Source organism: Pirellulales bacterium (genome assembly GCA_036267355.1).
Lineage (GTDB): Bacteria > Planctomycetota > Planctomycetia > Pirellulales > DATAWG01 > DATAWG01.
In genome coordinates, this window is sequence record DATAWG010000108.1 from 1 (window position 1) to 21,269 (window position 21,269).

18 protein-coding genes and 1 tRNA gene are annotated in these 21,269 nt (G+C 61.3%); 7 read left to right on the plus strand and 12 right to left on the minus strand.

The genetic code is table 11. The features are described from left to right. Positions 1 to 382: 382 nt before the first annotated feature. The 12 genes from VHX65_17110 to VHX65_17165 form a co-directional block, all read right to left on the minus strand. Positions 383 to 456, minus strand: a tRNA-Val gene (locus VHX65_17110). A gap of 159 nt (positions 457 to 615) precedes the next feature. Next, on the minus strand, positions 616 to 930 hold the full coding sequence (locus tag VHX65_17115; protein ID HEX4000274.1) for a hypothetical protein: 315 nt from the start codon (positions 928 to 930) through the stop codon (positions 616 to 618). Positions 931 to 960: 30 nt separating this feature from the next. After that, positions 961 to 1,242 carry a twin-arginine translocase TatA/TatE family subunit gene (locus tag VHX65_17120; GenBank protein HEX4000275.1) on the minus strand — a complete coding sequence of 94 codons (282 nt, stop codon included), beginning with the start codon at positions 1,240 to 1,242 and terminating at the stop codon, positions 961 to 963. A 554-nt stretch (positions 1,243 to 1,796) separates the two neighbouring features. After that, positions 1,797 to 3,944, minus strand: coding sequence for a prenyltransferase/squalene oxidase repeat-containing protein (locus tag VHX65_17125; protein ID HEX4000276.1), 2,148 nt, complete (start codon positions 3,942 to 3,944; stop codon positions 1,797 to 1,799). 3 nt (positions 3,945 to 3,947) lie between these two features. Continuing rightward, complete coding sequence (locus VHX65_17130; protein ID HEX4000277.1) at positions 3,948 to 4,367, minus strand: biopolymer transporter ExbD; 420 nt, start codon at positions 4,365 to 4,367, stop codon at positions 3,948 to 3,950. Positions 4,368 to 4,494: 127 nt separating this feature from the next. Then, positions 4,495 to 5,490 carry a MotA/TolQ/ExbB proton channel family protein gene (locus VHX65_17135; GenBank protein ID HEX4000278.1) on the minus strand — a complete coding sequence of 332 codons (996 nt, stop codon included), beginning with the start codon at positions 5,488 to 5,490 and terminating at the stop codon, positions 4,495 to 4,497. 44 nt (positions 5,491 to 5,534) lie between these two features. Continuing rightward, the gene (locus VHX65_17140) at positions 5,535 to 8,219 is read right to left on the minus strand and encodes a tetratricopeptide repeat protein (GenBank protein HEX4000279.1); all 2,685 of its coding nucleotides are present in this window, start codon (positions 8,217 to 8,219) and stop codon (positions 5,535 to 5,537) included. A 180-nt stretch (positions 8,220 to 8,399) separates the two neighbouring features. After that, positions 8,400 to 8,975 carry a hypothetical protein gene (locus VHX65_17145; protein ID HEX4000280.1) on the minus strand — a complete coding sequence of 192 codons (576 nt, stop codon included), beginning with the start codon at positions 8,973 to 8,975 and terminating at the stop codon, positions 8,400 to 8,402. Positions 8,976 to 9,164: 189 nt separating this feature from the next. After that, positions 9,165 to 9,368: a hypothetical protein gene (locus VHX65_17150; GenBank protein ID HEX4000281.1), complete on the minus strand. Its 204-nt coding sequence runs from the start codon at positions 9,366 to 9,368 to the stop codon at positions 9,165 to 9,167. Positions 9,369 to 9,664: 296 nt separating this feature from the next. Next, complete coding sequence (locus VHX65_17155; protein HEX4000282.1) at positions 9,665 to 9,958, minus strand: hypothetical protein; 294 nt, start codon at positions 9,956 to 9,958, stop codon at positions 9,665 to 9,667. 118 nt (positions 9,959 to 10,076) lie between these two features. Further along, positions 10,077 to 11,051 carry an RluA family pseudouridine synthase gene (locus VHX65_17160; protein ID HEX4000283.1) on the minus strand — a complete coding sequence of 325 codons (975 nt, stop codon included), beginning with the start codon at positions 11,049 to 11,051 and terminating at the stop codon, positions 10,077 to 10,079. 61 nt (positions 11,052 to 11,112) lie between these two features. Next, positions 11,113 to 12,030: an ATPase domain-containing protein gene (locus VHX65_17165; protein ID HEX4000284.1), complete on the minus strand. Its 918-nt coding sequence runs from the start codon at positions 12,028 to 12,030 to the stop codon at positions 11,113 to 11,115. A gap of 325 nt (positions 12,031 to 12,355) precedes the next feature. Between VHX65_17165 and VHX65_17170 the strand changes: the two genes are divergently transcribed. The 7 genes from VHX65_17170 to VHX65_17200 all read left to right on the plus strand — a co-directional run bounded on the left by VHX65_17170 (position 12,356) and on the right by VHX65_17200 (position 20,977). Then, complete coding sequence (locus VHX65_17170; protein ID HEX4000285.1) at positions 12,356 to 13,258, plus strand: DUF6263 family protein; 903 nt, start codon at positions 12,356 to 12,358, stop codon at positions 13,256 to 13,258. Positions 13,259 to 13,354: 96 nt separating this feature from the next. Then, the gene (locus tag VHX65_17175) at positions 13,355 to 15,250 is read left to right on the plus strand and encodes a peptide ABC transporter substrate-binding protein (GenBank protein ID HEX4000286.1); all 1,896 of its coding nucleotides are present in this window, start codon (positions 13,355 to 13,357) and stop codon (positions 15,248 to 15,250) included. Continuing rightward, positions 15,247 to 16,164 (plus strand): ABC transporter permease subunit, encoded by a 918-nt coding sequence (locus tag VHX65_17180; protein ID HEX4000287.1) that lies wholly within the window; start codon positions 15,247 to 15,249, stop codon positions 16,162 to 16,164. Before VHX65_17175 ends, VHX65_17180 begins: the two co-directional genes overlap by 4 nt. Before the next feature lie 181 nt (positions 16,165 to 16,345). Continuing rightward, positions 16,346 to 17,512 (plus strand): ABC transporter permease, encoded by a 1,167-nt coding sequence (locus VHX65_17185; GenBank protein ID HEX4000288.1) that lies wholly within the window; start codon positions 16,346 to 16,348, stop codon positions 17,510 to 17,512. Between the two features lie 100 nt (positions 17,513 to 17,612). Further along, positions 17,613 to 18,608, plus strand: a complete 996-nt coding sequence (locus VHX65_17190) for an ABC transporter ATP-binding protein (protein ID HEX4000289.1) — start codon at positions 17,613 to 17,615, stop codon at positions 18,606 to 18,608. Between the two features lie 182 nt (positions 18,609 to 18,790). Beyond that, entirely contained in the window at positions 18,791 to 19,405 is a 615-nt protein-coding gene (locus VHX65_17195) for a superoxide dismutase (protein HEX4000290.1), read from the plus strand. Between the two features lie 144 nt (positions 19,406 to 19,549). Further along, positions 19,550 to 20,977, plus strand: a complete 1,428-nt coding sequence (locus VHX65_17200) for an alkaline phosphatase family protein (protein ID HEX4000291.1) — start codon at positions 19,550 to 19,552, stop codon at positions 20,975 to 20,977. Positions 20,978 to 21,269: the final 292 nt, after the last annotated feature.

The window sequence follows — 21,269 nt, forward strand, 5'->3', positions numbered from 1 at the left end:
GCGACGGGTCGAAATTCCGAATGCTCTCCACGATCTTGACCTGCCGGCCGATTTGGCAGCGTTCCGCGAACACGACCGCGCCCGTTCGCATTGAGCACGCTCCATCTCCCGATCGACAGACGCGGGCAAGACGATTGGACGAACGCCAAGTCAACGACGGCGAGGCGCATGAAGTGCGCGTCGGCTGGATCGAGCGGAGTCGCAAGAGCGGTGTCGAATCGGCGTCGGTTGGGCGACCGACGCGCGCACAACTTAGTCAGATTGAGCCGGGGCTTGATTCGCGGCGCTTTGGCAACACGCGAAGATCTTCAGAAAGGACGGTTAAAAGGGCCATGCTTGCATGGCCAGCGCCGAGTCTTATTTCGGCATGGCTAAAAGCGATTGGGCGGCACAGGACTCGAACCTGTGACTTCCACCGTGTGAGGATGGCGCTCTAACCAACTGAGCTAGCCGCCCGGAATCGAGTGATCTTAGCGTGTTCGATCGGCCTCGGCCAGTCCCCATCGGAGCGGCACGAAGATCGTTGCCCGACGGCGCCGACGCGCGAAACCGCAGCGCGGCGGAGGGGACCGAGACGGGGCACCGCTTCAGCCCCCTACGGCCTGAACTTGGCCGTCAGGCCGATGCGGAGGTCGGCTCGGAGCCGGCCGGTTCGGCCGGCGGCGGTTCGAATTTCGGGGCGGTCTGCTCTTCGTAATCGTCGATGGCGTTGGAATACGATGTCGAAGACCGCCGCGAACTCGTCGACGGCGTGTCGCTGTACAGCACGGAATTGAATTCCGCTTGAATGCCAGAAAGGCTCTTTTTCAGATCCGCCCAACCACGCCCGACTTGGCGGGCAACTTCGGGCAGGTTTTTCCCATACAACATCACCGCCAGCACTCCAACCACCGTCATCGTGCCAACGTCAAAGCCGAATGCAAGCAACATCCCAACATCCTCGACCATCAAGGCGAAAAACTACGCGGGCTTGCGAACTTCGTCGAACTTGCGAACGTCATGGTTGACGCCGTCGTCAACGTCGACATTGCTGCGGTCCGCAAGCTTGCGCGGCGGTTGCGCTCGCGTATCCTTGTCTTCGTCGTCGTCGCCCTCGACGCCATTGATGCCTTTCTTGAATTCAGTGACGCCCTCACCCAGGCTGCGCATCACGCTCGGCAATCGATTTCCGAAAAACAAAAGAGCGATTAGCCCAATGACCAGGATGTCGTAGGAACTGAACCACGCAAGTAAAGTTGGCATTGCAGACCCCGAAATAAATGGCAAAACGGGACTCGTCGGCTCCGATGCCGTTCAGTCCCTTTGAACTCAACCGTTACCCCGCACATACTCCGCCCTTTGACCCCAGCTTCGCTCCCCCAATGCATGGCTGGCCCCCAACGCAAGGATAGGCATTGCCTTTCCGGCCACGCGAATTCGGCGAATCAGTGAAATTGCCGATCCGGATTGCATGGCGCGATTCCAAGAGAAGCCAGGCGCGGTGAGCAACTGCGGTGGAGGGCGACCCACACTCGCGGGCCGGCGCAGTCACACAAACACTAGATTGCAACTGCACCCACCAATTGTACCGAGCCGCAGGCGATTGTCAAACAATTCGCTTGGGCAACGCAAGACCTATTCCAGGCCGCCGACGAGTCGCGATGTCGTTTGGCCGGAACCACTTAGCGGCGGCAGGCGGTGGGGAAACGGCTTTAAGGCCGTGAGGCTTTGAGGAAGAAGAAGCAGGGCCCAATTCGTCTTCGTCCGCACAGTCTCAAAGCCTCACAGTCTCAAAACCTCACAGTCTCAAAGCCTTTCTACCGCGGCTCGGCTGCGGCAGGCGCCACGGCCGGGTCATTATATAACGGCAAAAAGCGGTAATACACTTCCAAGCACAACGCCGACATGGCAGTGCTATAAACGCGACCGCCGTAGCCACCCCAAACGCACACGGGATCCCAACTGCCCGCCGCGTCGCCATCGGTCTGTTGCCGGCCGACGAGCGCGCCTTGCAGGGCTTCGTTCCAACGCTGCCAATATTCGCCCTGCAATTGATACATCCCCAGCGTGCCGTAGTACCAATAATACAGGTTCACCTTGTCTTTGCTCGGCAACTCATCGAGCAGCGATTTGCCGGCTTCATCGGCGGCCGGGTTGTCGCGAGCCATTCCTAAAAACTGGCGGCACACCAGCGCTTCGGCCGTCATCGATCGGCTGGGATTCTCGCCGGGCCGGTAGCCCGCCAGACCCCCTTCGTTTCCGGCTCCGACGCTTTTTAGAAAGCGGATCGCGCCGGCCCGAGTTTGCTCGGGCATGGGAATGCCGGCCAACTCGGCGCTCTTAAGCGCCATCAGTTGCCAGCCCAGTTGACTCGTGTCGCCCATTTCGTGCGGTCGGTATCGCCAGCCGCCGGTGGTCGGATGTTGCGCGGCGACGGTGAAGGCGATCGCTCGGCGCAACGGCTCTTCCAATCGGCGATCGTGCGTGATCGCGTAATCTTCGCTCATCGCGAAGGTGGCCATGCCGTGGCAATACATGAACGAAAATGTTTCGGCCTGCCCGCCGAGATTGCCGTCGGCGCCTTGGATTGCGAGAAGATATTCCAAGCCATGTTGCACATTGCGGGCATACGGCCCTTTGAGATGGGTGTTGCCGCTGCCGAGCATGGCCAGCAGAGCAAGGCCTGTGATGCCGGTGTCGGCTTTGGTGCCCGCGCCGGCTCGATCGTGGCCCAATGCCGACGTTTCGTGGCCTGCGCCGTATTTTCCGGCGTCGAAATGGCCGTCGGGTTCTTGGTGCAGCGCGAGCCATTTGAGCGCCGCTTGGACGGCAGCCTCGGTCTCGGCCGAGCCGCCGCGACGGCGCAACAAGGACGATCGATCGCTTGATAGGCGGTCTTTGTAGATCTTCGGCGGCGGAGTGGGCGCGGCAGTGGGGCCGGTTGCCCCCGACGCGCCCGCCGACGCATCCGCGCCGGTCGTGTCGATGTTCACCGGCGCAAGCCGTGCGGGTCCGGCGGCCAAATGTTTCCAAGCCGGATCGACGTTGCCTGTCGTCTGGCCACTCGATGAATTATCCCCTTGGCCGTTCGCGTTGCCGCCGCCGTGCTGGGCGGTGTCTTGCATCGCTCCACCCCGGGACGAGTCGGCATGGATCGTCGCATCGGGCGGATCGAGCGGCGAAAGCGCGTCGGGGCCTTGGGAGGATATTGGAGACGGAAGACCGGCGAGCGCCGCGGCGGCATCGCCCGGCTTCGATTGGGCATCGGGCGAGGCCAACGGCTGACGATCGGGCGACAACGCGGTCGGCTCGACATCGGCCGCGTTTGCGGCTTGCGGGGCCGTCGCCGCATCGATCGGCGCGGCCGGCTTGATGTGCGTGGTCAATTCCGGGGAATGCGATTTGTCGGAAGGCGTCGTGCTGCCTTCCTTGCTGGTGCTCGAGGCCGAGGCGCTGGCGTCGTCGCCAGCGGTTCGGGCGGGCGGAGCGGCCAAATCGACGACCGTTCGATCCACGAGCGGCTTCGACGCGGCATCCATGCTCTGGCGGGCGAGTTGCGGTTTTTGGCTGGCGATCGTGGGGACCGATTCGGATCGGTTTAGCTCGGCCGCGGGAGGCGCGAGCGGGATGCCGCCCGTCGTGAGCCGCTCCCAAACCTTCGCTTCGCCGTTGCTGGTCGAGGAATCGGTGTCGTCGACCAAGGTGACGCTGATCGTTCCCGTCGATGCGCGGCCATCGGCCGAACCGGCGATCACAATCTGCACCGTTGTCGCATACGCCGCGAAAAGCAAGTGGACCAATAGAGACAGCACCACGCATTTGCGCAGCGGATGCGACTGGCCCCAACTGGTGCGCGTGAGCACCACCAGGCCGGCAATGAGCGTGGCCAGCCCCAGCCAGAGAATCACCCAGGGCAATTGAGGCCCGGTGAGGAAGTGCCGTGTTCGCTCGAAAAACGAGTGCATGCGCTACCTCGTGACCGTGTCGAGCTTTACCGAAATGGCCAGTTCGGTGATGCCGGCTCGTTGGCATGCGTTGTAGACTTCGGTCATATGGCCGTGCGTGGCCAGCTTATCGCCACGGATCAGCACGCTCAGTTTCTTATATTGGCTATGGGCCGCCGCGAGCTTGCGGGTGAGTTCGTCGAGTGTGACCGGATTCGGGCCGAGCGAGATATGGCCGTCTTGGTAAACGTTGACGACTTTCGGCTCCGGCGCGGTCGACAGCGGCGCCTCGTTGCTCACCACCGGCACCTTGAGATCGAGCTTCCGTTCATCGTCGCGAAATTTCGTGGCGACCATGAAGAAAATGGTCAACACAAGGATCACGTCGATCATCGAGGTGACGTTGATGGCCGGATCTTCGTCGGCGTGGGTTTTGATTGGCATCGCGGGGGAAGGGTGAGGGTAAGGATTGTAGTAGGCGCACTCCGTGTGCCGTCGGCGCTACGCGGCGCGCCACGCGGTCCGCCGCGCACAGAGCAGCGCGGACGGCACACGGAGTGTGCCTGCTACGTTAGGCGGCAGTTTTCCGCGGGGTGCGGGTTGGTTTGGCGGCTTCTTGGAGTGCTTCGGCGGAGATCGTGTTGACCACGTCTTGCCCGAGTGCGTCGATGCGAACCGTCAGGCGATCGACGATGCTGACGAACCACCAATAGAGCACGATGGCCGGCACGGCGACCATGAGTCCCGTGGCGGTGGCCAGTAGGGCTTCGCTGATTCCTTTGGCGAGCAATTCCGGGCGGCCCATTGCATCGGAAGTGGCGATATTGTTGAACGCGCGAATCATGCCGCCGACGGTGCCCAGCAGGCCGAGCATTGGCCCGATCGTGGCGATGCTGTTGAACACGCGCAGATAGCGGCGCAGCTCGTGGACGACACGTTCGCCGGCATCAATGACCGCCTGTTCGACTTCCACCGCGGGGCGGCCCCATTTTTTCGCCGCAGCGCTGAAAACGCGCGACACCGGGCTGCCATTCTCTTGGCAGACTTTGATCGCGCCGTCGCGATCGAGCTGCCCTTCTTTGAGCTGCTGCAGAAACCGGGTGACGAAGGGCCCCGGCACGACTCGCCCGCGCCGCAAGCTGATCGTTCGCTCGAACACGAACACGACCATGATGAACGAGCAAACCAACAGCGGCAGCATCGCCAGTCCGCCTTCGCGAATGATGCTGAACAGGTTCTTGGTCGGAATTGCGCCGGCGGCGTCGCCTTTGGCAGCAGTCGATGAACCGCCGGCTCCGCTCGCGGCCGGCGATGTCGCTGAGTCGGTGAGCGGCGCGGGCGCCGCAGCCGCGCTCGGACCGCGAACAACGGTCGGTTCGTCGAGCGTCGGAACCGTGGTCGGCGAATCGGCCGACTGGCCAAACGCCCGCGATAGCATGCCCGTCGATGCCACGGCCAATACGAGCGTGATTGCTAGCGTCGACGCAACGGCCGACGAACCACGAAACAAACCGTGCGGCCGACGCGCGGAATTCGGCTGTGCGGTTTTGAAGCGGCTTCTATTCATGCGGGCATCCATGCTTGCGGTTGAGTGTTTGCATTCGTTGTCGCTTAACGTTGCGTCGGGCGGGGGGCTTCGGCGGTGGCGGGCGGGATGGCGGCGGTTTCGAGTGCGCGAAGCCGCTGGCGTCCCTCTTCTGTAAACTCGGTATTGGGATAGGCTTTGATGAGCCGGGCATACAACTCGGCGGCTTCTTTTCTCCGCCCCAGCAGTTCTTGACACTTGCCGGCCTGCAACAACCCCGCCGCTTGCCAGCGCGGATACGCGTACAAGATTTCGACGCGCAGATACTCGCGCAGCGCGGCGTCGTAGTTTTCTTGGTGAAAATACGATTCGCCGATCATCCACTGGGCCATCGCTGCGGTTTCGGTCTTGCCGCCGCTCGGTGAACGGATCACTTTCTGATAGTCGCGCCGCGCCGCTTCGAAATCGGCCTGTGCCGCGAGCGCTCGGCCAAGCAGGTAGTCGACTTCGTATTGTTGGGTGAAGTTGGGGAAGTCGCGTTGGATTTGCGACGCGAGCGATTGCGCGTCGGCCCATTGCCGCTTTTGCGCCATGACCTGCGCCCGGCGCAACGGAATCATCGCCAGCCAGGGATCGTTGTGCCCTGCCACGCGATCGGCAAGCACGGCCAATCGTTTGCCGGCCTCATCGAATTTTCCTTGGCGATATTCGGCCTCGGCGACCCAATAGGCAGCGGGCAGACCTAACGGCGAAGCGGCAAAATCGTGCGCCACCTGGTCCATGCGAGCTTCGACTTCGTCCCATTTCTGTTGTCCGGCCGCCGATTCTCCTTGCAAATAGATGACATGGGCCAGCATGTCGGTCGGCGGCTGGGCTGCCATCAACTCGTTCAAGAGTTTGCCAGCGCGGCCAAAGTGTTTGTCGGCCACGGCGCTTTCGGCCAGGCGAAAGGTCGCGTCGTTCCAATAGCGGCTTGTGCGGAAGTCGTCGTGGACCTTTTGAAATTGTTCGTCCGATTCGGCGCGGCGGCCGGCGTCGCGCAGGGCCCAACCGAAGCCGTAGCGGGCGGCATCCATCTGCGGCGACGACGCATGATCGGCAAAAAACCGCTGATACAACTCGATCGCTTGCGACGGCTGATGCAGTTGATCGTGTAGCCGAGCGGCGGCCAACAGGGCGTCGACGAATCGCGGGCTGGCCGGATTCCGGTCGACGATCAGATGATAGGAGGCCAGCGCCCCGTCGAACCGCTTGAGCCGCTCGAGCGCTTGTCCGCGAGCCCAGGCCGCTTCGGCAGCCGGTTCGCTATCGGGATATTTTTCCAGGAGCCGATCGAAGGTTGCCGCCGATTTTTCCGGCTGGTTGGTTTCGAGTTGGCACCATCCGAGCCCGCTCAAACCGCGAACGGTATACGCCTGCGGATTTCCGTCGGCGGCCAGCGCGGTGAAGAGTTCGTCGGCCCAGCCGATTTCGCCGGCCGCTAATGCGGCGTCGGCCAATTGGACCGTCGTCGAGAGCCATAGTTCGCTTGGACCGCTTGGTTCGCTTGCCTTCGTGGCAGCCGGCGATTTGCTTTCAGCGGCGAGCTGCCCGCCGCGGGTTAGCCGCCCGTATGCTTTTCGCGCGTCGGGCCATTGCTTGCACTTCGCGTAGCACACGGCCAATTGTGCCACGGCTCGCGCGGCGGACGGGCTAGCCGGTTTGGTTTGCAAATACAACTCCAGCGCTCTGGCCGCAGGCGCAAATTGGTCCGACGCGATCAGTGCGGAGGCGCGGGCAAGTTCGATTTTTGGCTGCCATCGCGAGCCGGCCGAATCTTGCAACGCATCGAGCAGCTTGAGCGCTTCGGCGGGGCGCTTCGAGCCTTGATAGCAAAGCGCGAGCAAATAGCGAGCGGTGGTTTGTGGCGCCGGCGGCGGCGATTTCGCCTCGGCGTTGTTCGTGGTCGCGACCATCGGCTCCAAAATCGCTTCGGCGCGATCGAAATGATCCAGTTGATACAAGGCTCGGGCATGTTCGATCCGCGATTGCGAGAAATCTTGGCTCGCGGGGTACTTTTTCTCGAAGGCCTCGAACGATGCCACGGCCCGATCGGTTTGGCCAGTGTTGGATTGCAGGATCGCGAGCTGCAAGAGCGACTGTTCGGCGAGCGCCGCATCGGTTCCGCCGGCCAATTGCCGGTACAGTTTTTCGGCCTCGTCGGTCTTGCCGCTTAGCTCGCGGGCGCGGGCCAGGCCGTAGCGGCATTCATCGCAAGGGGGCTCGCCGGGAAATTGCGTCAGAGCCTGATTGAAAAGGTCGGCGGCAGACGCCGCGTCGCCGTCGGCCAGGGCCAATTGGCCGAGGTAATTGAGCACGTAGGCATTGAGCTTGTCGTGCGGATATTTCGTGTGAAACTCGGAGAGCGTTGGGCGGGCCGCATCGGAGTGGCCGGCCAGAAATGCTGCCTCGCCCTGGCGAAACAACGCTTGCGGCGCGAACGGGCTCGTCGGATCTCGCGACAGGAACTCGCGAAATTCGGTTTGTGCCTCGTCGTAGCGGCCCAATTGCATCAGCGCTTCGGCAAGAAAGAAGCGAGATTTGACCGCCCCCCGATGCTCCGGATGCTCTTTCAACAACGTGCGGAATTCGTCGACGGCAAGCGACCATCGCTGGGCGCTATAGTGCGTGGCGGCGACGGCGTATTGGTCGTCGGCCTCGTCCGCGCGGAGCTGGCGCACCGGCCCGATGGCCAGCAGAGCAAACAAAAAGATGGCGGCCCGGCGACGCATGGTTCAGCCCCGGCAAGCAAATGTCGAGAATTGGGGGGCGGTATGGTATCGCCGCGATAGCGAATGCGGCAAGGCGAGAATTTTTGCCGGCAGATAGCACCACGCACGCTCGCGCAACAAAAGCCCAGGGAACAGGGTTCCCCGGGCTTGGGCTTTGGACAACGGCTTGCCCGCGCCGGCTTAGAAGTTCGCGCTAGCACCGGTGTTGACCTTGCCGACCATGTGCAGGTGGTCGTGGTCGATGTAGACCACTTCCTGGGCATCGTCGGCGCTGGTGGTGTACGGCAGCGGCCAGCCGACGCGGGTGATTTCCTGGAAATAGATCGTGCATTTGTAGTGCACGTGGTGCAATTGAGCTGGGCCGATTAGCGGATAGACGCGAGGCGGGTCGATATAGTCGGCGATCTTGTCTTTCACGATCCGCACGTTGTTTCGCGACCGCTCGTAGAGCAGCGGAAAGCCGCCGCGCACTGGCCGGACGCGTTCGAGCGATCGCATCACTTCGTCGTCGCTGGGGGTGTCGACGCCCACGTCGGGAGCGCCCGGGGCGATCGGGCCTAAGATCGGCGCCTTCTTGTACTTTTCATTCCAGATGAAACGCTGTTCTTGAGCGTCTTGGAAATACGGGCTGACCGGAATCGGGATCGAGAACGCTCCCAAATTCGGCCCCAACTCGGTGATCCAGAAGCAGCCGGTGTTGGTGAGAGCCACCATGGCGAACAGCAGGCCGGCGCCCCAGAGCGATTTCCTAGACATGCACAAGACTCCTCGATCTGAATTTCCATCGGTTGCGCTTCGCAGCTTGCAGACAGCCGCGTTCCAACCGACCCATTTCGTAGCGGGTCGTTGCGTGGCGCAAACCGGCTGTACGAAAGTTACAGCTAGTTATCGTGTCAAACTGTGCCGAACTTGCGGGATTTTCCGTGCGTGCCGAAAAAATCGTTGCTAGCCCAACTTCCCCAACGGTTGATGTAAGTGCTTGCGCCGCAACGGATGGCCTGTCCGTTTTTCCACTACCAAGGCGCGCAGCTCGCTCAGTTCTTCCAAGACCCGTCGCGGTTCGTTTCCCAACTCCGCTTTCTGGCAGAGCTGGCCCAGGAACTTCCGCAGCACGAAGGCCAGGAAGCAGACCAGGATGTGGGCCAGCACGCGATCCTCCTTTTGATGCCACGCCGGACGTAGCGACAGATGCTTGGCCGTAACGCGATTCCATCGTCGCGACAATCTCCTGCAGAGTCGTCGAATCGTGCCGATTTCCGGCAAACACCTCGTAGCCCAACGGCAAGCCGCAACGCGTCACCACCAAGCCGATGCAGACTTGTTTGCAATCGGAGCGATGGTCGCGTGAGTAACCACGTTTCGCCGAGGGATTGGCATTGGCTTGTCCTTCGAAGTACGTACTGGTCACGTCGTAGAGCAGCAGGTCGTATTCGATGGCGAACAACTCACCGAAGCGTTGCTTGAGAAAATTTTCCAACGCTTCCTTGTGCGGCAACAGAGCATCCCGGGCCGCGGTACAGGCGATTGTCGTCCACCTTGTCGACGGGAACACCCAACAGATCCGCCAGCGCGCTACGCCGATAGAAGTTCTCGGCAATGTGGAGTTCGCTCGACGGTTCGCAGAGTCTGCCGATGACCAAGATCAGCGCGGTCAGCGACCACGGTATGTGTTCTTGACCTGCCGGAAGGGCCTGCTTGAGAAATTCGTGCAGTCCGAGGTTGCAGCCGTTTGCCGACAATTCTCGCGTCGCACGTTTCGGAGCCTCTACGTCAACTCGCCGGCCGGCACTCGCAGACAGCGCTCGCCAGTGCCACACCAACCGACTCACAGTCTCACAGCCTCACAGCCTCACAGCCTCACGGCCTCATGCCACGAAGTTTTTCCAAGAAGCGGCGCAAATCCGGCGGCAGGGGCATCGTGAAGCGGAGTTGTTCGCCGCTATGTGGGTGTTCGAAGCCGAGTTCGGCGGCGTGCAGGGCCAGGCGCGGGGCGCCGCTCTTATCCGTCGTCGGGCGGCCGCCGAGCGGGTGGCGATAAATCTTTTCGCCGCAGACCGGATGGCCAAGCTCCGAAAGGTGAATGCGAATCTGGTGCGTGCGGCCGGTTTGCAGGCGGCATTCCAGCAGCGTGTATTTGCCGCCGGCCAGTTGCTCCAGCGGCCGGACGTGCGTCACCGCAACCTTGCCGACATCGGGCTGCTGCGTGCTGCCGCGCCTGCCATCGCCCCGGTCGCGAACCAGATTGGTCGAGATCGTTTGCGCCTCGACCGCGCCTTCGACAATCGCCAAGTAGCGGCGGTGTGTCGTGTGCTCGCGAAACTGCTCGGCCAGATGGCGCTCCGCCTTGGCGGTGAGCGCGAAAACCATCAAGCCGCTCGTGTCGCGATCCAAGCGATGCACGGCCCGAACCGGCACCGGCACGCCCCTTCCACGCCGGCGGGCATCTAGCTTGGCCACGACACGGGAAAGCATTTCGTCGAGCGTCGGTTGCATCTGCCGGCGGTGTGCAGACCAATTGCGTTCCTCGCGATGCCGGTTCGAAGTTAGGCCCGAGGGCTTTTCGACGACCACGACATGCTCGTCGAGATGCACGACTTGCACATCTTGTTCGCGGGCGGTCGGGGCCGCGGATTCGGGCAGAATTTTCACGACATCTTGCAGTTTCAGCCGTCGCCCGGCATCGACGCACAAATTGCCGCTGATCATCACATGCCGCGATCGCATGAGCTGACGAATCTCGCCCCACGACTTGCCCGGCAACCATCGCCGCAGCGCAGCCGCGATCGTGGCATTTTCCATATCGGGCAAAACCCGAAAAATCTGCGCTGCCATAGTCGCTTATTTCGATTCAGCCATAATGAACTGTGTGCCACATCCGCGGCCGAGTCACGGTCTACTCCTCCCTCGCCCCTCGCCCCTCGTCCCTCGCCCCTACCTTCACGCCTTCATCCTCGATCCAATACGGAATAATCTCTTCGCTGCACGCGCTGCCGCGATGCTTGGCGATATACATGGCTCTAGCCAGCCGGCTTCCTTCGCGCACCCGACCCAGGTAGATCACGGTGTTGGCATTCGACAGCACATCCCCTTCGTCGAGCGGCCGGCCGATCAGATCTTCGAGCATCGTTTCGCGAGTCGTGGAGAGCAGCAGGCAGCCGATCTCGCGGAAGTCGTAAGCGTGGCGATCGACCTCGGCCTGGTTGACCCGAAAGTGTTCGCGCAGCAGATCGCGGGCGACCCAATCCGATTCCTTGCGGAGAATCTGATGATAAATGTATTCGAACAACTCGAACTGGATCGATTCCGCGGGCCGATCGACCGGCTCCATGCCGTCGATCACCGCCCGGCGAACGCCTCGGATGAAATTTCCGTAGAAGAAGGAGATCGCCGCGGTGAGCCGCTTGGTGAGATCGGCTTTCCAATCGAGCCATTGGTCGAAATCGAGATCCTGCCGCGTCACACGGCGACCCGTTTGTTGGAAGACGTTCAGGTAATCGCCGCATGGAGTGTCGGACTGCCAAAGTTGTTCGGCGGCGAGCGGGGCCTCGGCCGGCATGGCGTGAAGCTGCCAGCCATAGCGTGCGGCGGCATAAGGGCCGTGGTTCTGCGAATCGCCGCGCGACGACATATCGAACACGATTCCGCGCCGCCCTTCCTGCTGCTGGCCGGCTTGAAGAAACGCCAGCCCGAGTTGCGTTTTGCCGATGCCGGTGGCTCCGGCGAGCACGGTGAGCGTGCCCGGAAAAAGGCCGCCGCCGAGGGACTGATCGAGCGCCGGAATGCCGGTCGTTTGCCGCTTGGGTGGATTCATCGGATTAGTATATCCGCGGCTGCGGCGGCTGGCACTGGGCAAGGCTTGTCCCTGCCACTCGCAGGCGTGAGGGATGTGCCACTGGCCAGCGCAGTCGGCCAGTGTGAACCGCGAAATGGGGCTGCCTTCGCTTGCGAAAATCGTCCTATAGAGTGCCCGGCGCGGCGGGGCTGGCACTGGCCGACTGCGCTGGCCAGTGGCACACGGATAGTCGCCTGGCAATTCTATTTAGCTCGGCCAAGGGCTATACTCGGCGAGCCGGACGTGTCGAGTCCGAACTCGGCGAGATCACGGCCAACCGTGCGAGATCAAACAGGAGCCATCGATGCGAATGTGGAAATTAGTCGTCTTTCTTTCGGCGGCATTCGGGATCGGCGGTTCGCCCGCGACGCTCTTCGCTGCCGAGCCGATCGCCTTCATGGTCAAATTTCCGGTCGGCGAGGCCGATCGCCAGACGAATAGTGTCGATATCGATCAGACCGTCTCTAGCGACGCCATCCCCACGCCGCAAAACATTTCGATCAAGCTTTCGGCGAAGACTTTGCTCAAGCCGATCAAATCGGATGCGACAGGCAGCCTGGTCGAAGTCACCTATGAAGGGGTGAAAATGTCGGAGTCGGTCGCGCGCGTCTCGGGCGAGCTCGATAAAGCCCTGGCGACGATTGTCGGCCAAAAAATCACGTTGCATTTCACCCCTGCCGGACGGGTCGACAAAGTCGAAGGCGTCGATGCGATCGTCGCCAAGCTGCCGGCAGGCGAGCAACAAGCGGCCGCCAAGCGGTTTCTCGATGCCGAACATATCAAGGAGGAATACAATACTCCGTTTGAGCAGTTGCTGCCGCTGAAGCCGGTGAATATCGGCGATGCCTGGGACACCGAAATCTCGCTCAAGGCGTCGATTGCGGAAATCAAAGTCAAAAGCCACGTGAAGTTCGCTGGGATCGACGAGCGCGACGGACACAAAATTGCCCGGCTCGAATTCACCGGCACCGGCGCGCTGCAGCCGTCCGCCGCCTTGACCGCCCACCAATCGGCGGTGGATCGCTTGGCTCAAAATGGCACCGCCCAGTTCGATCTCACCCGCGGCTGGCTGATCTCGGAATCTGTCGACCAGCAAATGAAAGTGACCACGCAACTCAAGGCCCCGGGCGGCAAGAGTGTAAGCCTGAAGATCGACCAAACCGTAAAATCGCGGACCACAACAACTCCCGCGACGGCCGGCAAGTAAGGAAGCTGGCCGCGTCGCCGCTTCCGTCCTGGCGGTTCCGCGTGGCCTTAAGAAACCGCTCGTTCTGGCTGTGAATTCGCCGGCGGGATGCGTTCCATGTTCTTCAATCCTCGAAACCTGATTGCTTGGCTGGCGCTTTTGGCGCTCGTGGGCGCGACGGTGTGGGCATTATCGTTCTCGCCCGATGCTCCGGCCGATTTCACATTCGCCAACGAAGCAGAGGTCAAATCGGTAGATCCGGCCGTCGTCAACGGACAGCTCGAAGGCCGAATCGTCGATTGCTTGTTCGAAGGGCTGACGCGCTGGGACCCAAAAACGCTCGAGCCGCGTCCCGGTGTCGCGGAAAGCTGGGATATTTCTCCCGACAAGAAGACCTACACGTTCCACTTGCGGCACGATGCCCGCTGGTCCGACGGTTCGCGCTTCACCGCCGCCGATTTTCTCTATTCGCACCGCCGGGCACTCGACCCCCAAACCGGCTGCACGTATTCCTACATTTATTACACGATCAAGAACGCGCGAAAATACAACACGCTGCGCGTCGAGCCCGGCGATCCGGTCGAGATCGAGCGGGACGATCGTCCGCCGGGCGCGCTGGAATACGCCCGCGGCAAGCTGCTGCACGGCAAGCTGCTGAGCGTCGATCCGCCGTTTCCGAAGGACGAAGCGAGCGGCGGCGACGACGACAGCGCACCGCCGAAGCGCGCCTACGTCGTCGAAATCGACGGCAAGAAGCGAACGTTCCGACCCGGCGGCGATTCCGAAGGCTGCAAAACCGTGCTGCTGGATTTCAAGCAAGTCGGCCTGAAGGCGCTGGATGATTACACGTATCAAATCACGCTGGAAAACCCGACCGCCTATTTCCTGCAAGTCACCGGCATGTTTCCGCTCTATCCGGTCCAGCAGAAATGCGTCGAGACGTTCGGCTATCCCGGCTGGGTGTCCACGGAGCATCTCGTCAGCAATGGCCCGTTTCGGATCGGGAGCCGAAAAATTCGCGAGCGGATGCGGCTGGTGAAGAGCGACACCTATTGGGGCCGAGATGACGTGAAACTCAACACGATCGATGCATTGGTGATCGAATCGCCCACCACGGCCTTGAACCTCTACCTGACGGGAAAAGTGGACTGGATCACCGCTCCGCCGCCCGCGATTGTCCCGGAATTGCTTGCGGCGAAGCGCGACGATTTCCATCCGCTTCCGGAATTCACGATTTTTTTCTATCGGCTGAACCTGAAGCGTCCGCCGCTCGACAATAAGCTGGTTCGCCAGGCGCTGAACCTGGCGATGAACAAGCAAGCGATCGTGGATGGCGTGACGAGGGCCGGCGAGGTCGTGGCCCGCAGCATCGTGCCGCCGGTGATCCGCAATTATCCGCACTACACCGGATATCAGCCCGGCCTCTGCGGCGAATACGACCCGAAAAAAGCTGCCGAATTATTTGCGGCGGCGGGCTATCCCGGGGGCCGCGGGCTGAAAAAGATTCCCGTGCTCTGGAATTCCAACAGCGAGGTCCGGGGGATGGTTTCCGAAGTGATGCAACGCCAATGGAAAGAGACATTGGGGATCGACATCGGTCTGGAAAGTCAAGAGTGGCAAACCTACCTCAGCAGCACGCAAACAGGGGATTACTCGATTGCCGCCTGCGGCTGGATCGGCGACTATATCGACCCAAACACGTTCTTGGACATGTTCGTCACCGGCGGGGCCGACAACCAAACCGGCTGGAGCAACGCCAAATACGACGCATTGATCGCCGCCGCCGCCAAGGAGCAAGACGAGCAAAAACGCTTGCAGGATTTCCACGACGCCGAGCAGATCCTCATGGATGAAATGCCGGTGATCCCGGTGTTTGTATTGGTGACGCGGAACATGGTCCGGCCGTATGTGCATGGGTTCTTCGAAAACGCGCTCGACACGCATCCGCTGGGCCGGGTGTGGGTCGATGCGGCGGCTCGCAATCGGTTTATGCAGACGGAGGGGCCGCGTTGATCTGGTTCATCGTCAAGCGTCTGCTCTGGATGGTGCTCACCGTCTGGGTGGTGTTCACCGTATCGTTTCTGTTGATGCATGCCGCGCCCGGCGGGCCGTTCGACAGCGAGCGAAAGCTCCTGCCGGAAATCAAGGCCAATATCGAGCATCGCTATCATCTCGACGAGCCATTGCTTTCACAGTATTTCCACGAGATGTTTCGCGATCTGCACGGCGATTTGGGCTATAGCTACCGGCTGGGCGATTTTTCGGTGAACCAAATCATCGCCGCCGGCTTGCCACGCTCCGCCACGCTCGGAATTCTGGCGCTGGCGTTCGCCGTTACGCTCGGTTTTTCGGCCGGCGTGGTGTCGGCCGTGCGCCGCGGCGGCTTTTGGGATTTCACGCTGATGTCGCTGGCCACCATCGGCATTGCGCTGCCGAGCTTCGTGATCGCCGGGCTGGCGATCATGCTGTTTGTATTCATCTGGCCGATCTTTCCCGCAGCCGGTTTCGGCTCGCTGCGGCAGGCGATCTTGCCGTCGCTCTGCTTGGGCGCTCCGTTCGCCGCCGAAATCGCCCGGCTGGTGCGCACCGGAATGCTCGACGTGCTTGGGCAAGACTACATTCGCACGGCCTACGCCAAGGGCCTGACGACGCCGGCGGTGATTTTGCGCCACGCGATGAAAGGGGCCGTGCTGCCGCTGGTTTCGTATCTCGGCCCAACGATCGTCGACATCCTCACCGGCTCGACGATCATCGAGCAGATTTTCGGCATCCCCGGGCTTGGCTACCACTTCGTCCAATCGGCCCTCGATCGCGACTACACGTTGGCGATGGGCGTCGTGCTGTTTTACACCGTGTTGCTGTGCGGGATCAACCTGTTGGTCGACATCGTCTACACCGTCCTCGACCCGCGAATCAAAATCGAATGAACAATTCCACCCCGATCACGAGCGTGTGTCGGTTTTTCGCCGCGGTCCCAGGCGTAAGCGCCTGGGCTAGAGAAAAGCGACGACTCGTCGCCCCCCGCGTGATACGCTGTGCCGCACCTACTCGACCTTCTCCGTCTGCTCCGCGGCTCCGCGTCTCCGCGTGAGCAAATTGAATTTCCAAATGACCGACCATACAGACCCGCTGCCGGCCCCGCATCGACTCGACGACCCCGTCGACGTGGAGCGCTATGCGCGGCTGTTGGCCGAGGCGGATCGGAACCGCGGCGTTTCTCCGGCCCGCGAGGCGTGGCAGCGATTGCGGCGGAATCGGATTGCGATTGTCGCCCTCGGGTTCTTGGTCCTATTGGCGCTTGCCGCCGTGCTGACACCGCTCTTGCCGCTTCAGCCGCCGAGCCAAACCGCGACAGCCAAAAGTTTCGAGCCGCCGAAGATTTGGCCGCTGTTCGTCCATTCGCCGGAAATCGCCCCCGAACCGCAGCCGGGCGATCCTGCCACGCCTGCCGGGGCAACGCCACTCTGGATCGAAAAGCAATTTCCCCAGCTTGGCCCGATCGATCGGCGGTTGGTCGAGGCGCGAGTCTGGCTGTTCGGCCGCTGGTCGCTCAATAGCCTATTCGGGCGCGACGAGTTGGGGCGCGATCTGTTGGCCCGCGTCGTGTGGGGCGCCCGCATTTCGCTGATGGCCGGATTGGTCGGGGCGCTCGTGTCGCTCCTGATCGGCGTTTCGTATGGTGCGATCGCGGGCTACGCGGGAGGCCGTGTCGACAATCTCATGATGCGCGTGGTCGATGTGCTCTATTCCGTCCCGTTCATCTTCATCGTGATCTATATCAACACGATCCTCAGCGGCCACGAAACGCAGCTTTGGCTCGACGAGCATGGAATCAATCGCATCACGGTCTTTTATGCCGTGATCGGGCTCGTCTATTGGCTCACGATGGCTCGGGTGGTTCGCGGGCAAGTGCTGTCGCTCAAACACGAACAGTTCGTCGATGCGGCTCGAACGATCGGCGCGAGCCGCGGGCGGATTATTTTCCGGCATATCGTGCCGAATGTGCTGAGCGTCGTGATCGTGTATCTGACGTTGACGATTCCGCGTGTGATGTTATTCGAGGCGTTCTTGTCGTTTTTGGGTTTGGGCGTGCAGCCGCCGGATGTCTCGTGGGGACTGCTGGCCAATGCCGGATTTCGCGTGATCACGCCGATCAAAATATTTTGGTGGCTGTTCCTGTTCCCGGCCGCAGCAATCGGAATGACGCTGTTCTCGCTGAATTTCCTCGGCGATGGCCTCCGCGACGCCCTGGATCCGCGCTTGAAAAATAAATGACCGCCCCCAAGCCCAGGGAAGGCCCGGAAAGCGTTCTCCACTTGGAAACGTGCTCCAGGCCTTCCCTGGGCTTAGCCCTGCTCTCACCTCTACCTTTCCGATGCCTCTTCTCGATATCCGCGACTTGCATGTGCAATTTCACACCGATCGTGGCGTGCTGCGGCCGGTCGACGGCTTGTCGCTGGCGGTCGAACCGGGAGAAACAGTTGGCCTCGTGGGCGAGAGCGGTTCCGGCAAGAGCATGACCAGCCTGGCTGTGATGGGGCTTGTGCCGCCGCCCGGGCGAATCACCGCCGGCCAAATTCTCTTCGAAGGGCGCGATCTGCGGCCGCTTGCCGCGCGCGAACTGGCCCGCATCCGCGGCAATCGCATCGCGATGGTTTTTCAAGACCCGATGACGTCGCTCAATCCGTTTCTCACCGTCGCGGAGCAACTCGCCGAAGTCACCCGGCTGCATCTCGGCTATGGGCGGCGGCAAGCGATCGATCATGCCGTGGAAATGCTGGGCCGCGTCGGCATCCCGGGTGCCGAGCGGCGCGTGTTCGATTATCCGCACCAATTTTCCGGCGGAATGCGGCAACGCGTGATGATCGCGATGGCACTCTCTTGCCGGCCCCAATTGCTCATCGCCGACGAGCCGACGACGGCCTTGGATGTCACCATCCAAGCCCAAATTCTCGAACTGATCGTCGAATTGCAGCAGAGCGAAGGGATGGCCGTGATTCTGATCACGCACGACTTGGGTGTCGTGGCCAATAGTTGCAAACGCGTGGCAGTGATGTATGCCGGCCGGCTGGTTGAACAGGCGCCGGTCGATGATTTGTTCGCCCATCCGAAACATCCCTACACGCTCGGGCTATTAGAATCGATTCCGCGCATCGACGCGGCCCAGGCCCAACTCACGCCGATTCCCGGCCAGCCGCCCGATCTATTGGCGTTGCCACAGGGCTGCAAATTCGAGCCGCGCTGTTCGCATGCCATCGACCGCTGCAAGTGTGAAGACCCGCCATGGTTCGGCAGTGGCGAGCAGCGGTTCCGTTGTTTCAACGAAGTGAAACAATCGCCGGCCGATTCGCTCTCCACCAAGGCGACATGATCGGTATGTGTGATCGGTATGGATGGCCATGTCCACGGTTTTGCGTAGGCATACCGCAACGGAGCACGCAGCCGTGGCAGCAGACAAGTGCGAGCAGCCGATTGTCAACCGTTCGTCGATAAGGTATGCTGCGCGCCGAAGCCCACCATTTAATTTCTCGACCCGGAAAAGGAGTTTGAGCCATGGCTTACACCCTCCCGCCGCTGCCCTATGCCTACGATGCTCTCGAGCCCTACATCGACAAGATGACGATGGAAATCCATCACGATAAGCATCATGCCGCGTATGTGGCGAATCTCAATAAGGCCATTGAAGGGACTGACCTGGGCAATCAGCCGGTCGAGGAACTGATCGCGCATCTCGACAAGGTGCCGGAAAAAATTCGCACCACCGTTCGCAACAACGGCGGCGGACATGCCAATCACTCGGCATTTTGGCTAATGATGGCCAAGGGAAAAGGCGGCAAGCCGACCGGAAAGCTCGCGGAAGCCATCGACCGCGAAATCGGCGGTTTCGAAAAATTCACCGAGCAGTTTACACATAATGCCATGGGACGCTTCGGCAGCGGCTGGGCATGGCTCTATATCGACAGCAAAACGGGCAAGCTGATGGTCGGCAACACGGCCAATCAAGACAGTCCGTTGATGGAAGGCAACACGCCCGTGCTGGGAATCGACGTATGGGAACACGCCTACTACTTGAAGCACCAGAATCGCCGGGCGGAATATGTGGCCGCGTTTTACAATGTGATCAATTGGGACAACGCGGAAGAGCGCTACGCCGCCACGACGAAATAGCCGCGGCGCGAATGTGCGCCCAAGCCCAGGGAATGCGGCCAACGTTCTTTCTATAGGGAGACGTTTCGTCCGCCTTCCCTGGGCTTCTTCGTTTCCCCCCCGCAGCGGTCCCTTCGCCTTCTTTTTCCGAGCCGCCGAGCACACATGAAAGTATCCCCGCGCGCTCTTGCTGCCTTTGCCCTGTCGGTGTGCATTGCCATTTGCAACACATCGGCCGCCATGGGTGCGGCGCCGGATGCCAACTCGCCGCAGCGACTCGAGCAATTCCGCCGCCGCGTCAGCCATATTATCGTCATCTACCAGGAGAATTGGAGTTTCGACGGGCTGTATGGGAAATTTCCTGGTGCCGACGGGCTGGCTGACGCAGGCAAGGCGGCGACGCAGCTCGACAAACAAGGAGTGCCGTACAAAACTCTTCCAAGACCGATCGGACTGGTGAAAAAAGGCCCCAAGGGAACCGTGGATGGCCGATTTCCGGCTGACTTGCCGAACGGCCCGTTCGATCTGGCTCGATTCGTTCGGCCGGAGGATCGGACCGGCGACTTGATCCACCGCTTCTATCACGAGCAGTTGCAGATAGACGGCGGCAAGATGGACCGCTATGTCGCCTGGACCGACGCAGCCGGTCTGACAATGAGCTACTACGACGCGACCGATCTCCCCGAGGGAAAGCTGGCCCGGCAATACACGCTCTGCGATCATTTTTTTCACGCGGCATTCGGCGGCTCATTTTTGAACCATATCTGGCTAATCGCGGCCGCATCGCCGAAGTATCCCGATGCCCCGCGCGGCATGTATTCCGATCCCGATCCGGCGCACCTCAAAGATGCCCAGTTAACCCCCGACGGCTATGCCGTGAATACGATGCTCTCGGTCAACCTGCCCCACTATCACGACAAGAACGGAAAAGACACGAGCGCCGCCAAGCCCGACCAACTGCTGCCAAACCAAACGATGCCGACCATCGGCGATCGACTGAGCGAGCAGCACATTTCCTGGGCATGGTATGCCGGCGGCTGGGATCGTGCGATGGCCGGCGATCCGGACCCGAAATTCAATGGTCTTTTCGAAATCCATCATCAGCCGTTCATCTATTTCGCCAATTACGCCGATGGCACTGCGGTCAAGCGCGAGCACCTGAAGGATGAGAAAGACATGATGGCCGCGTTGGCCGGCACGTCGCTGCCGAGCGTCGTCTTCTTCAAGCCTTTTGGCGAAGACGACGAGCACCCGGGTTATGCGTCGCTGATGCGTGGCCAGCAGCATGTCGCCGAATTGGTCGCGGCAATCAAGAAGAGCCAATACTGGGACGATTCGGTGGTGATCGTCACGTACGACGAAAACGGCGGCCGCTGGGACCACGTTGCCCCGCCGAAGAAAGACCGCTGGGGACCAGGCACGCGCGTGCCCACGATCGTCATCTCGCCGTTCGCCCGCCAGGGCTACGTCGATCACACGGAATACGACACCACGTCGATCCTGCGCCTGATCGAAGAGCGCTGGAACCTGGAGCCGCTATCCGACCGCGACCGCGATGCAGGGGATATGCTGAATGCGCTCGGGGCAATGTAGTTCAGTCGTGGTTTCGGCAGACAAGCCTGCAACTCACCGCTGCGAAGAATCGATCGGCGACGCGGGGCGGCGTTCGCCGTGATGCGGCGGAACCACTGCAGGATTCAAAGTCGCTTGCCGTGGCATTGGTGCTCAATCGGGTGATCCAAGAATCGATGCACGACCCGGAACATCTGACGAGCCTGCGCGGCGACATTCTGCGATTTGCCGTGCAAGGCCACTTTACCCAGGTCAGCAGCCGCCACGCGCTGGATCGCTTCTATCGGATGGCGCGGAACGGAATGAATGTTCA

Excerpts from the sequence above, each read along its gene's own strand:
- VHX65_17165 (HEX4000284.1), bottom strand. The coding sequence starts at position 12,030 with ATGAATCCACCCAAGCGGCAAACGACCGGCATTCCGGCGCTCGATCAG.
- VHX65_17195 (HEX4000290.1), top strand. The coding sequence starts at position 18,791 with ATGGCTTACACCCTCCCGCCGCTGCCCTATGCCTACGATGCTCTCGAG.
- VHX65_17190 (HEX4000289.1), top strand. The coding sequence starts at position 17,613 with ATGCCTCTTCTCGATATCCGCGACTTGCATGTGCAATTTCACACCGAT.
- VHX65_17125 (HEX4000276.1), bottom strand. The coding sequence starts at position 3,944 with ATGCACTCGTTTTTCGAGCGAACACGGCACTTCCTCACCGGGCCTCAA.
- VHX65_17130 (HEX4000277.1), bottom strand. The coding sequence starts at position 4,367 with ATGCCAATCAAAACCCACGCCGACGAAGATCCGGCCATCAACGTCACC.
- VHX65_17145 (HEX4000280.1), bottom strand. The coding sequence starts at position 8,975 with ATGTCTAGGAAATCGCTCTGGGGCGCCGGCCTGCTGTTCGCCATGGTG.
- VHX65_17115 (HEX4000274.1), bottom strand. The coding sequence starts at position 930 with ATGTTGCTTGCATTCGGCTTTGACGTTGGCACGATGACGGTGGTTGGA.
- VHX65_17185 (HEX4000288.1), top strand. The coding sequence starts at position 16,346 with ATGACCGACCATACAGACCCGCTGCCGGCCCCGCATCGACTCGACGAC.
- VHX65_17120 (HEX4000275.1), bottom strand. The coding sequence starts at position 1,242 with ATGCCAACTTTACTTGCGTGGTTCAGTTCCTACGACATCCTGGTCATT.
- VHX65_17135 (HEX4000278.1), bottom strand. The coding sequence starts at position 5,490 with ATGAATAGAAGCCGCTTCAAAACCGCACAGCCGAATTCCGCGCGTCGG.
- VHX65_17160 (HEX4000283.1), bottom strand. The coding sequence starts at position 11,051 with ATGGCAGCGCAGATTTTTCGGGTTTTGCCCGATATGGAAAATGCCACG.
- VHX65_17140 (HEX4000279.1), bottom strand. The coding sequence starts at position 8,219 with ATGCGTCGCCGGGCCGCCATCTTTTTGTTTGCTCTGCTGGCCATCGGG.
- VHX65_17200 (HEX4000291.1), top strand. The coding sequence starts at position 19,550 with ATGAAAGTATCCCCGCGCGCTCTTGCTGCCTTTGCCCTGTCGGTGTGC.
- VHX65_17170 (HEX4000285.1), top strand. The coding sequence starts at position 12,356 with ATGCGAATGTGGAAATTAGTCGTCTTTCTTTCGGCGGCATTCGGGATC.
- VHX65_17175 (HEX4000286.1), top strand. The coding sequence starts at position 13,355 with ATGTTCTTCAATCCTCGAAACCTGATTGCTTGGCTGGCGCTTTTGGCG.